General features: G+C 65.6%; 9 protein-coding genes and 1 tRNA gene. 3 read left to right on the top strand and 7 right to left on the bottom strand.

Translation table 11 applies throughout. The annotated features are described in order from the left end of the window. Positions 1 to 20 precede the first annotated feature (20 nt). Positions 21 to 1,826 (bottom strand): bifunctional UDP-sugar hydrolase/5'-nucleotidase, encoded by a 1,806-nt coding sequence (locus AB5J50_RS13420; protein ID WP_369257828.1) that lies wholly within the window; start codon positions 1,824 to 1,826, stop codon positions 21 to 23. 139 nt (positions 1,827 to 1,965) lie between these two features. Here AB5J50_RS13420 and AB5J50_RS13415 point away from each other — a divergent pair, with 139 nt between their 5' ends. Beyond that, complete coding sequence (locus tag AB5J50_RS13415; protein WP_369257826.1) at positions 1,966 to 2,700, top strand: SIMPL domain-containing protein; 735 nt, start codon at positions 1,966 to 1,968, stop codon at positions 2,698 to 2,700. 182 nt (positions 2,701 to 2,882) lie between these two features. Next, positions 2,883 to 4,319, top strand: coding sequence for a pyruvate kinase (gene pyk, locus AB5J50_RS13410; RefSeq protein WP_369257824.1), 1,437 nt, complete (start codon positions 2,883 to 2,885; stop codon positions 4,317 to 4,319). 49 nt (positions 4,320 to 4,368) lie between these two features. On the opposite strand, the gene AB5J50_RS13405 is transcribed toward pyk, so the two are convergent. The 3 genes from AB5J50_RS13405 to AB5J50_RS13395 all read right to left on the bottom strand — a co-directional run bounded on the left by AB5J50_RS13405 (position 4,369) and on the right by AB5J50_RS13395 (position 7,332). After that, the gene (locus tag AB5J50_RS13405; RefSeq protein WP_369257822.1) at positions 4,369 to 6,279 is read right to left on the bottom strand and encodes an alkyl/aryl-sulfatase; all 1,911 of its coding nucleotides are present in this window, start codon (positions 6,277 to 6,279) and stop codon (positions 4,369 to 4,371) included. A 107-nt stretch (positions 6,280 to 6,386) separates the two neighbouring features. Next, positions 6,387 to 7,151 carry a helix-turn-helix domain-containing protein gene (locus tag AB5J50_RS13400; protein ID WP_369257820.1) on the bottom strand — a complete coding sequence of 255 codons (765 nt, stop codon included), beginning with the start codon at positions 7,149 to 7,151 and terminating at the stop codon, positions 6,387 to 6,389. A 106-nt stretch (positions 7,152 to 7,257) separates the two neighbouring features. Then, positions 7,258 to 7,332: transfer RNA gene (locus tag AB5J50_RS13395), tRNA-Leu, on the bottom strand. Between the two features lie 100 nt (positions 7,333 to 7,432). On the opposite strand from AB5J50_RS13395, the gene AB5J50_RS13390 reads away from it, so the two are divergent. After that, positions 7,433 to 8,089 carry a response regulator gene (locus AB5J50_RS13390; RefSeq protein ID WP_327427952.1) on the top strand — a complete coding sequence of 219 codons (657 nt, stop codon included), beginning with the start codon at positions 7,433 to 7,435 and terminating at the stop codon, positions 8,087 to 8,089. Between the two features lie 85 nt (positions 8,090 to 8,174). Here AB5J50_RS13390 and AB5J50_RS13385 read toward each other — a convergent pair whose 3' ends face one another. From AB5J50_RS13385 to AB5J50_RS13375, 3 genes are read right to left on the bottom strand one after another with little or no spacing between them, the layout of a single operon-like run. Continuing rightward, entirely contained in the window at positions 8,175 to 8,891 is a 717-nt protein-coding gene (locus tag AB5J50_RS13385; protein ID WP_330303839.1) for an ABC transporter ATP-binding protein, read from the bottom strand. After that, complete coding sequence (locus AB5J50_RS13380) at positions 8,888 to 9,790, bottom strand: ABC transporter ATP-binding protein (protein WP_369257817.1); 903 nt, start codon at positions 9,788 to 9,790, stop codon at positions 8,888 to 8,890. Before AB5J50_RS13380 ends, AB5J50_RS13385 begins: the two co-directional genes overlap by 4 nt. Further along, positions 9,787 to 11,553, bottom strand: a complete 1,767-nt coding sequence (locus AB5J50_RS13375; protein WP_369265382.1) for a branched-chain amino acid ABC transporter permease — start codon at positions 11,551 to 11,553, stop codon at positions 9,787 to 9,789. The genes AB5J50_RS13380 and AB5J50_RS13375 overlap by 4 nt, the downstream gene beginning before the upstream one ends.

The following is an 11,553-nucleotide window of genomic DNA, read 5'->3' as shown; positions in this document are numbered from 1 at the left end:
GCCTTCAGGCCTTCAGACCGCTAGAAGACGGGCGTGCCGTCCCGCGTCAGCTTCCAGTCCACCGAAGCGAACTCCTTCGGGTCGAGCGAGCCCTTCGCGGTCACCCACTCGGCGATCCGCGTACGGATCTCCGTCGACTCCGCCCACACCTCGGTGGCGGAAGCGACATGCGGGAACGCACCGCCACCATTGGCCCGGTAGTTGTTCACCGCCAGCACGAACTGCTCCGCGTCATCCAGCGCCGCACCGTTGTAGGTCAGGTTCTTGATCCGCGAACCCGCCGCCTGCGCGATGTCGATGTCGTACTGAAGACCCGACACGTAGTCGTAGTTGTAGTCCGGACGGCTGTTCGCGTTCGTCAGCTTCTCCACGTCGACCGTGGCATCCGCCGCCGTCTGCACGAAATACTGCGCCGAGTACTCCAGGTACGCCCGGATCTGCGCGCCCGTCATCAACTTCGCGACCAGCGTGTTGTCGTACACATACAGGCTGGACAGATCGCGGATGGTCACGTCACCGGCCGGGATCTCCGACGTACGCGAGAACGGCGACGCCTGCGCGATCACCGGCAGCGACGCATACGACGTACCCACCAGCGCCGCCTTGACCACGTCCTCCTGCACCTTGGTGATCAGGTCGATGATCGGGGCGTCCTTGTACCGCGCCTCGACCGTCGTCAACGTCTCCGTCGCCGTGCCCACCACCTGGTTGACATACGCGACGACCACATCGTGCTCGTCCTTCAACAGCTTGGTGATCTTCGGGTCGTCGGCGACCGAGTTCGAGTTGCGGACCGACGCCGCCACCGACTCGACCGTCCACTTCCCCTTCTCGAAAACCAGCTCGACGTCGAACACCGACAGCCGCTCCGCGTACGCCAACGGCTCCGACAGCACGACCGTCCTGCCCGTCGCCGTGTTGGTGACCTTCAGCTCCGGGATCTCCACATGCGCGTGCCCCACCAGAATCGCGTCGATACCCGGCACCTGCTGAGCGACCAGCGCCGCCGAGTTCTCCACATACGGCAACTGGTCACCGTACGACGACGTGCCCGACGAACCCGAGTGCGCCGACACGACCACCACGTCCGCACCCATCGACCGCAGCTTCGGCACCCACTTCGCCGCCTGCTCCTCCAGACCCGGGAACGTCAACTTCCCCTGCACATACGCCTTGTCCCAGATCGCGATACCCGGGTTGGTCAGACCCAGAACCGCCACCTTCACCGCCGGAGCACCCGGCACATGGAACTTCTTGATGAAGTAGGGAGGGAACGCCGGCTTCAGCGTCTTCGCGTCCAGCGCGTTCGCACCCAGCAGCGGGAAACGACACTGCGACTCGAACTTCCGCAGCGTCTCGATCCCGTAGTTGAACTCGTGGTTGCCGAGCGCCGCCGCGTCGAACCCGATCGCGTTCATCGCCTGCGCCATCGGGTGGACCGGACCGCCCTTGGCGGTGATCGGGTCCACCTTCGCGTAGTAGTACGTCAGCGGCGTGCCCTGGATCGTGTCACCCGCGTCCAGCAGCAGCGTGTTGCAGCGGCCCTTCTCCTCACGGATCTCGTTCACCAGCGTCGAAATCCGCGCCAGACCCTGCGCGTTGCCCGCCTTGTCCGTGTACTCCGCGTCCTTGAAGTAGTCCCAGTTGAAGACATGCCCGTGCAGGTCCGTCGTACCCATCACCGTCAGCGAATACCGCTTCGGGGCCTTCCCACCCGCCACGGACTCGGCAGCCTGCGCCGCCGGAGCCGCAGCCGCCCCGGCGAGCGCAACCCCCGCACCCGTCACAGCGGACTTCTTCAGGAACTTCCGGCGGTTCAACGGCATCTCTATGGCTCCTCTGGAAAAGGTCAACGACGCGCGTAGATTCTGACCCACCCACCACCACCGCAACAGGTCCAGGAGGTTTCGATCTGATGACCTGTAGGCACCCAGAACCGACCCGCCCAGTGACAGAGTGGGACGTATGACCCCCACCCCGGACACCACCCCAGACCAACCCCAACCCGCAGTCCCCTACGGAACACCCGAATCCCCACGCATCGCCGTCCGCGGCGAAGCCCACCTCGAAGTCGACCCCGAAATCGCCCGCATCGGCATCACCGTCATCGCCCGCGGCACCGACAAACGAGACGCCCTCGCCGACCTCACCCGCCGCAACACCACCGCCCTCGACGTCGTCAAGTCCTACGGCGACGCAGTCGAACGCGTCGAAACCGGCGCCTTCTCCATCACACCCGAACTCACCAAACGCGGCCGCGGCGAACGCATCCGCCACTACTACGGCCGCGTCCACATCACCGCCGAATTCACCGACTTCACCGCACTCGGCGAACTCACCACACGACTCGCCGACCTCGACGTCACCCAAGTCGACGGCCCCTGGTGGGCCCTGCGCCCCGACTCACCCGCCCACCGCACAGCCCGCCAACAAGCAGTCCGCGAAGCCGTCCAACGCGCCCGCGAATACGCCGAAGCCCTCGGCACCACCCTCACCGCCCTCGTCGAACTCGCCGACATCGGAGCCGACAACGCCCAGCCCCACGCCTTCGAAGCCCAAACCGCCCGCTCCCTGCGCACCAAGTCCTTCGCCGGCGGCGCCCACGACGACGAAGCCCCGCCCCTCGACCTCGAACCCCAACGCCAACACGTCTACGCCCAGGTCAACGCCCGATTCACCATGGCACCACCCCAGATGTAGCCCAAGCGGCCAACACCATTTCTCCGTGCATAAATGCAGCCGGGGTGCGCCAAAAACCCGCCATGCTCATCCGAGCACCCCGGCGCACAATTCAACCCTTGTCAATAAGGCTTCACGTAAAGGTTGTTGAGTAGTCACGCACGACCAATTCTCTACCCGTCGGTAAGGCCTAGGCTCACACCATGCGCCGAGCGAAAATCGTCTGTACATTGGGCCCCGCCACCGACTCGTACGACCAGATCAAAGCCCTGGTCGAAGCCGGAATGGACGTAGCCCGCTTCAACCTCAGCCACGGCACCTACGCCGAACACGAGGAGCGCTACCGCCACGTACGCAAGGCCTCCGACGAGACCGGCCGCAGCGTCGGCATCCTCGCCGACCTTCAAGGCCCGAAGATCCGACTCGGCCGCTTCAGCGAAGGCCCCGTACTCCTTGAACGCGGAGACACCTTCACCATCACCGTCGAAGAAGGCACCGAAGGCGACCGCCAAACCTGCGGCACCACCTACTCCGGCCTCAACACCGACGTCACCCCCGGCGAACGCATCCTCGTCGACGACGGCAAAGTCACCCTCGAAGTCACCGCCGTCGACGGCCCCCGCGTCCACACCACCGTCGTCGAAGGCGGCATGGTCTCCGACCATAAAGGCCTCAACCTCCCCGGCGTCGCCGTCTCCGTCCCCGCCCTCTCCGACAAGGACGAAGCAGACCTCCGCTGGGCCCTGCGCTCCGGCTTCGACGTCATCGCCCTCTCCTTCGTCCGCAGCGGCCGCGACATCGAAGACGTCCACCGCATCATGGACGAGGAGAACCGCCGCCTCCCGGTGATCGCCAAGGTGGAGAAGCCCCAGGCCGTCGACAACATCGACAACATCGTCGCCGCCTTCGACGGCATCATGGTCGCGCGAGGTGACCTGGGCGTCGAAATGCCCCTGGAGCAAGTGCCCATCGTCCAAAAGCGCGCCATCAAGCTGGCCAAGCGCAACGCCAAGCCGGTCATCGTCGCCACCCAGATGCTCGACTCGATGATCGACAACTCCCGCCCGACGCGCGCGGAAGCTTCGGACGTGGCGAACGCGGTGATCGACGGTACGGACGCCGTGATGCTCTCCGGCGAGACCAGCGTCGGCAAATACCCCATCGAGACGGTCAAGACGATGGCCCGCATCGTCGAGGCGGCCGAGGAGGACATCCTCGCCAAGGGACTCCCGCCCCTGACCGAACGCAACAAGCCCCGCACCCAGGGCGGCGCCGTCGCCCGAGCCGCCGCCGAGATGGGCGACTTCCTCGGCGCCAAATTCCTCGTCGCCTTCACCCAGTCCGGCGACACCGTCCGCCGCCTCTCGCGCTATCGCTCCCCGATCCCCCTCCTGGCCTTCACCCCCACCCCCGCCACCCGCTCCCAGCTCAACCTCACCTGGGGCGTCGAAACCTTCCTCGGCCCCCACGTCGACTCCACCGACGCCATGGTCGACCAGGTCGACGAACTCCTCCTCAAATACGGCCGCTGCCAAAAGGGCGACATCGTGGTGATCACGGCCGGCTCCCCGCCCGGAGTCTCCGGCTCGACCAACCTCGTACGCGTCCACCACATCGGCGAGGACGACAGCCCCAAGTAGCACGCGAAGGGCCCCTCTCGGCGAGGGGCCCTTCATTTCGTTGCGGCCCTTATGGCGTCACGATGTTGAAGTCGGCCGTCGGCGTCACGATGACAGAGAACAACTTGGTCAGCAGGGCGGTGTCACCGGACGTCTGAATGGACCCCAGCCCCTTCCCCGCGAGCAGCTGAAGCAACTGCACCTTGTTCATGGTGAGCGTGAGCCCGGCGGAGCCACTTGCCTTGGTGTCGACGGTATGGGTCAACACGCCATTCCTCAGCCGCAGATGCCAGTACCTGCCCTGCCCCGGCAGATACCAGTCGATCGCGACATCGAGATCCCAGGCCTTCGGCCCATTCACCCGCACCGACATCGCATCGATGAGCTGGTCGACCGAGAGCGCAGCCTTCACATCAGTGCTGTCCGTCGTCGTCGACGGAGGCTTCACACCCTCCCGAAGCTCCATCGCACCCGTCAGATAGAAGTTCCGCCACACCGCGTTCTCAGTGGCATACGCCAGCTTCTCGTAGACCCGCGCCAACAGTTGCTTCGGCTTCTCGGCATCAGGCTCGGCGAACACACAGTGATTCAGCAGCGTCGCGGCAAATCGCAGATCACCATCACGGATGAACCCACGCGCCTTCGACACGGCCGACGACATCCCCCCGAGCGCCTTCACATACCGCTTGGCCTCGGCGACCGGCGGATGCTCCCACAAATGCGCGGGATTAGCATCGAACCAGCCCATGTACCGCTGATAAATGCCCTTCACGTTGTGACTCAGCGACCCGTAATAGCCGTGATTCGCCCATACGCCAGCGAGAGCGGGCGGCAGCGCGAACTCCTCCGCGATCTCCCGCCCCGTCATCCCCGAATTCAGCATCCGCAGCGTCTGGTCATGCATGTAGGCATACAGATCCCGCTGGTTCGCCAATAGCGCGACAATGTCGTCATTGCCCCAGGTCGGCCAGTGGTGCGAAGCGAACGCGACATCCACCCGACCGTCGTACAGCCCAATGGACTCGGTCAGATACTCCGCCCACTGCTTGGCATCCCGAACCTGCGCACCTCGCAGGGTGATGATGTTGTGCATCGTGTGCGTCGCGTTCTCCGCCATGCAGACCGCACGCAGCTCGGGGAACAGGAAGTTCATCTCAGCCGCGGCTTCCGTCCCCGGCGTCATCTGGAACTCCATCACGACACCATCGACGGTCTCCCGCTGCCCGGTCGCGGAGATGTACGTCGTCGGTTCGAGGAGCCCGATGGTGCCGGTCGAGATGTTCTGGCCGAGACCGCACCCGATCTGCCCGGCGGGACCCTTGTCGAGCTGAGCGCCGTACATGTAGATCGAGCGCCGGGTCATCGCCGTACCCGCGTATACGTTCTCGGAGACCGCGTGCTCCATAAACCCCTCGGGGGCCAGGATCGGCACATCCCCGGCCCCGTCCGGCAGTACGCCACGACAGCCGCCGTAGTGGTCCACGTGCGGGTGGGTGTAGATGAGCCCCGTGACCTTCTTGTCGGCCACGTGATCGCGATACAACTTCAGCGCGGCGGCGGCCGTCTCGGCGGAGATGAGCGGATCGATGACGACGATTCCCGTGTCACCTTCGACGATGGTCATGTTGGAGAGGTCCAGCCCGCGGACCTGATAAATCCGGTCCGTGACCTTGTAGAGCCCCTGCTTCCGCGTGAGCTGCGACTGCCGCCAGAGGCTGGCGTTCGCCGTCTTGGGGGCGGCGTCCTTCAGGAAGTCGTACGCGTCGTTGTCCCACACCGCAGTGCCGGCCGAATTCTTCACCACGCCCGGCTCCAGCGCGGCGATGAACCCCTTGTCCGCGGCGTCGAAATCAGCGGCATCCGTCGTCGTACCACCGCCGCTCGCACCCAGTGCGGCAGCGGACTGTGGGTTGAGCGCAACAGCCGCCGCAGCCGCACCGGCAGCCGCGACGACGAAACCTCGTCGGTTCATGGGAGTCATGCGGCCGAAGATCGCCCCGCCTCCTACTGCCGGTCAATAGTTCCTTCGCGATTTGGGGCAGCTCCCAGTCGGGGGCGGGGCAGACAGTGACGGGTCATATTGCGGGGTCAGTACTTGGGGCCTACGTGGGTGTCCATGAGGGCGACGGAGGCCTTGCGGGCGATGGAGATGTTGCGTGAGTTCGGCTGCTTCCAATCGACGCCGAGTGTGTCGAGGGTGTCTGTGAAGAGGCGCATGATGTCGGTCGACTTGTTGGTGAAGAAGTACCGGGGATACTCGTAGCGCTTGTGCTCGCCGCCCATGACCTTCTCGGTCCAGTTGGTCACGCGGCAGCCGTCCGAGTGGATGAGGCCCCGGATGAACTCCCAGGGGTAGGCGTCGACGATTTCCTGTTGCCAGGGTTCGAGGGCGATCGAGCGCTCGTGCTTCTTGCCGGGGCCGTGCTGGGGGAAGAAACAGGGCCAGTGATGGCTGTACCCCACGACTGAGGTGTACCCCACCGCTTGGACTCGGTTCGACTTCTTGCTGGGGTTGATGGCTTCGATGGCAGCAGCGCAAGCCTCGATGAGGCCGGGCCAGGCATTGGCGCAGGCGATGCGGAGGAAGTAGCCCGATCGCACGCCGGGACTGATGCAGCCGTCGCCGAGGTAGAGCCCGAGCAGATAGCTGTAGGCAGCCGTGTTGGAGGGGGACGCAGCCGCTGGACCGCATCTTGAGCACGGCGTGCGCTGCATTCGCGGTAACGGCTCGATGCGCGATTGCCAGGAGCGGATCGCGGCCCGGGAGACCCCCGTCTCCTTGCTCACGGAGTTCAGGCTGCGCCCCTGAGCCACAAGTGCCAGAGCTCGCTTACGTGTACCCATGTCGTGCATGCGGCCACTGTGTGTGGCTGATTGTGACCCTGCACAGCGAAAAGCGGATGTTCACGAGAATGAGAACATCCGCTTCTGGGTGGCGACCTTGGAATCCAAGGAAAAGTGCCCCGGGTGGGACTCGAACCCACACTGTATGCTGTTTGAGAGCACTGCCTGCTGCCGATTGGGCTACCGGGGCTCAATGAATCGAAGGTTCACCTCGACCCACTGCCTGACCACCATACCGCAGCTAGGTAGGCTCTTGGGAGCAGTACCCCTGCCCTGAACGAGGAGCCCCCGTGACCGCCCCCGAGTCGCCCCAGCCCGTAGACGCGCCCGACGACGACAAGTCGCACGTGCCTCCGCTGACGACCCGTGTCGTCATCGCAGAGGACGAGGCGCTGATTCGTCTCGACCTCAAAGAGATGCTGGAGGAAGAGGGCTACACCGTCGTAGGTGAGGCGGGTGACGGTGAGCAGGCCGTCGAGCTGGCCCGGGAGCACAGGCCGGACCTTGTGATCCTTGACGTGAAGATGCCGAAGCTGGATGGCATCTCGGCGGCGGAGAAGATCGCCGAGGAGTCCATCGCCCCCGTTCTCATGCTGACCGCCTTCTCGCAGCGTGACCTCGTCGAGCGTGCTCGCGATGCCGGTGCGATGGCGTACCTGGTGAAGCCGTTCAGCAAGAGTGACGTCGTACCGGCCATTGAGATGGCGGTGTCGCGGTTCACGGAGTTGAAGGCGCTGGAGAAGGAGATCGAGGATCTCACGCAGCGGCTGGAGACGCGGAAGCTGGTGGACCGTGCGAAGTCGGTGCTGCAGACCCAGTACGGGCTGACTGAGCCTGCCGCGTTCCGGTGGATTCAGAAGACTTCCATGGACCGTCGTATGTCCATGCAGCAGGTCGCGGAGGCGGTCATTCTGGACGCCGAGGAGAAGAAGTCGGCCAAGGGCTAGCCCTGGCCCGTTCCCGTCCCCGTACAGCGAAAGAGGCCCGCGCCCCCAGGAGGGGCGCGGGCCTCTTCGTACACCTGGAGTGGACTCAGTCCTCGCCGAGGTATGCCTTGCGTACGGATTCGTCGTGCAGGAGGTCCTGTCCGGTGCCGGAGAGGACGATGTTGCCGACCTCCATGACGTGTCCTTGGTCGGCGAGGGAGAGCGCGGCCTGGGCGTTCTGCTCGACGAGGAGGATGGTCGTGCCGGAGGCCTTGAGTTCGGCGATGGTGGCCAGGATCTTCTGCATCATGATCGGCGAGAGGCCCATGGAGGGTTCGTCGAGCATGAGCAGTTTGGGCTGGGACATGAGTGCCCGGCCCATGGCGAGCATCTGCTGTTCGCCGCCGGACAGGGTGCCGGCTGCCTGCTTGCGTCGCTCTCCCAGGATGGGGAAGAGGTCGTACGCGCGCTGGATGTCCTTCTCGATGCCTGCCTTGTCGCTGCGCAGGAATGCTCCGAGTTGGAGGTTTTCGGCGATCGTGAGCCGGGGGAAGATGTGGCGTCCCTCGGGGGAGTGGGCGAGGCCGAGGGCGACGATCTTGTGGGCGGGGACGTTGGCGAGGGGTTGGCCGTCGAAGAGGATGCGGCCGCCGCTGGGCTTGAGGAGCCCGGAGAGGGTGCGCAGGGTGGTGGTCTTGCCGGCGCCGTTGGTGCCGATGAGGGTGACGATCTGGCCGGCTTCGACGGTGAAGGAGATGCCCTTGACGGCTTCGATCTTGCCGTAGGCGACCTTGAGGTCTTCGACCTCGAGCAGTGCGGTCACTGGGCGTTTCCTTCCTTGCTGGTGGTGCTGTCCGCGGTGTCGTCGGCGGTGGTGGTGTCCGTGGCTTCTGCCGCTTCGACCTCGGCGACTTCCTCGGCTCCGGGGGCGCCTTCGAACGGCTCACCGAGGTACGCGGCGATGACGCGTTCGTCGCCCTGGACGACCTCCGACGTTCCCTCGACGAGCTTTTCGCCCTGGACGAGGCAGGCGACGCGGTCGCTGAGGTTGAAGATGAAGCGCATGTCGTGCTCGATGACGAGGACGGCGATGCCTCGGTCGCGGATGGCGAAGACGAGGTCTTCGGTTGCGCGCGTTTCCTGGGGGTTCATGCCGGCGGTGGGTTCGTCGAGCAGGAGCAGCCCGGGTTCGCTGGCCATGGCTCGCGCGATTTCCAGCTTGCGCTGTTCGCCGTAGGGGAGGTTGCGGGAGAGGTGGTCGGCCTTGTGGGCGAGGCCGATGAACTCCAGCAGTTCCATGGCGCGTTCGCGGGAGGTTGCTTCGGCCTTGCGGAAGCCGGGGCCGCGGAGGAGGGCGGACCAGAGGCCTTCCTTGGTGCGGGTGTGGCGGCCGACGAGGACGTTTTCCAGGACGGTCATGTTGGCGAAGAGCCGGATGTTCTGGAAGGTGCGGGCGATGCCGGCGCTGGTGACCAGGTGCGGCTTGGGGGGCAGCACCGTGCCCTTGTACGACACCTTGCCCTCGGTCGGGACGTACAGGCCCGTCAGGCAGTTGAAGAAGGTGGTCTTGCCGGCGCCGTTGGGGCCGATGAGGCCGACGATCTCGCCGGTGTTGACGGTGAGGTCGACGTTGCGTACGGCGGTGAGGCCGCCGAAGCGCATGGTGACGCCGCTGGCTTCGAGGACGGGGGTGGTGGCCGTGGTGGTGGTCATGTGGGTCACGCCCCTGCCTTGGTGACGCCGACGGTGGTGTCGGGCAGGCCTTGTTCGGGGATGTCGATGTCGTCGCTCTCGTGGAATTCGAGCTGGCGGCGGCGGTTGGCGATGATGCCTTCGGGGCGGAAGCGCATGAGGATCACGAGCGCGATGCCGAAGGCGAAGAGCTGGTACTCCTTGAGGAAGCTGAGCTTCTCGGGGAGGAGGTAGAGCAGGGTGGCGCCGAGGATGGGTCCGTTGACCGTGCCCATGCCGCCGAGGACGACTGCGGCGAGCAGGAACGCGGAGTTGGGGGGTACGGAGCCGGCGAACTGGTACGGGGCCGGGTTGACGCTGTAGCCGACGTGGGCCGAGACCGTACCGGCGAGGCCCGCCAGTGAGGCGCCGAGGGCGAACGCGATGAGCTTGACGCGGAAGCCGTTGATGCCCATGGCGGTGGCGGCGGTCTCGTCTTCGCGGATGGCGATCCAGGAGCGGCCGATGCGGGAGTCGGCGGCGCGGTTGAAGACGATGACGACGATCGCGGTGATGAGCAGCATCAGCAGGAAGTAGTTCGCGAAGCGGCCGAGGGTGACTCCGGCGACGTCGTGGCTGCTTCCGAAGTTGAACCCGAAGATCTTGAGGTCCGGGATCATGGAGATGCCGTTGGGCCCGTTGGTGAGGTTGGGTCCCGAGGTGCCGTCCATGTTCTGTACGGCGATGCGGAAGATCTCTCCGAATCCCAGGGTGACGATGGCGAGGTAGTCGCCGCGCAGTCGCAGGGTGGGGGCGCCGATGAGGACGCCGAAGACGAGCGATGCGGCCATGCCGGTGAGCATGGCGGCCCAGAAGGGGAACTGGACGCCGGAGAAGCGGGAGAACTCGGAGCCGGAGACGAGGGCTGCGGCGTAGGCGCCGACGCCGAGGAAGGCGACGTATCCGAGGTCGAGGAGTCCGGTGAGGCCGACGACGATGTTGAGGCCGAGGGCGACGGTGCCGACTACGAGGATGTTGACGCCGAGGTTGGCGTTGTGCTCGTTGTTCGCGACCCAGGGGAAGATCGCCGCGGCGAGGAATGCCATGGTGGTGGCGAATCCCTTGTGGCGGGCGTTGAGTGCGGCGAAGCGGTCGAAGAGTCCGGCGGTGAGGAGTGCCCAGGTGCCGAAGATGACCAGGAGCAGGTAGCCGAGGAACGTTTCGCTTGCGTCGGGGTCGACGCCGATGCCGTAGTTGAAGACGATCAGGGCCACGGCGGTGGCGCCGGTGATGACGAGGCGTTCGCCCCAGGCGGGGAGCTTGGCTGCCGGGGGGATGTTGTCCGGCTTGCTGACGTAGTCCTTGAAGGTGTCGCCGGGCTTGGGGAGTGCCAGGGTGCCGAGGAGGGCGATCAGGGAGCCGATGGCGGCGATGTAGGCGCCGGGGTCGAGGGCGACGAGGCCCTTGAGGTCGACGGCGATGGCGATCGCGCTGAACCAGCTGACGGCGAACGCGGCGGCGGCGGCGAGGACGACGGGCTGGGTGGCGCCTGCCGGGTTGAGCCAGCCGAGGCCGCGGATGTTCCAGAGGGTGAGAGAGAAGAGGAGGGCGAGGGCGCCTGCGATGAGGTCGAGGACCTGGAGTCCGGCCGGGGAGCCGTAGTAGGTGAGGTCCCCGGGGAAGTCGGACGTGTAGGTCCAGGACATGAAGGTGCTGGCGATGGTGGCGATGGCGCCGATGGCGATGAGGGCGCGGGCGGTGGTCTGGGGGAGTGCGATCAGGCCGCGCTCGGCCGTGTTCTCGATGGTTGCCAT

This window comes from Streptomyces sp. R35, from assembly GCF_041053035.1.
GTDB lineage: Bacteria > Actinomycetota > Actinomycetes > Streptomycetales > Streptomycetaceae > Streptomyces > Streptomyces lutosisoli.
The sequence above is the reverse complement of the archived record's forward strand: the minus strand, read 5'-3'. Positions and strand labels throughout refer to the sequence as shown.

Bases quoted from the DNA above. Each gene is read 5' to 3' on its own strand.
- AB5J50_RS13405 (WP_369257822.1), bottom strand. From the start codon at position 6,279: ATGACTCCCATGAACCGACGAGGTTTCGTCGTCGCGGCTGCCGGTGCG.
- AB5J50_RS13420 (WP_369257828.1), bottom strand. From the start codon at position 1,826: ATGCCGTTGAACCGCCGGAAGTTCCTGAAGAAGTCCGCTGTGACGGGT.
- AB5J50_RS13400 (WP_369257820.1), bottom strand. From the start codon at position 7,151: ATGCACGACATGGGTACACGTAAGCGAGCTCTGGCACTTGTGGCTCAG.
- AB5J50_RS13415 (WP_369257826.1), top strand. From the start codon at position 1,966: ATGACCCCCACCCCGGACACCACCCCAGACCAACCCCAACCCGCAGTC.
- pyk (WP_369257824.1), top strand. From the start codon at position 2,883: ATGCGCCGAGCGAAAATCGTCTGTACATTGGGCCCCGCCACCGACTCG.
- AB5J50_RS13375 (WP_369265382.1), bottom strand. From the start codon at position 11,553: ATGGCAACCATCGAGAACACGGCCGAGCGCGGCCTGATCGCACTCCCC.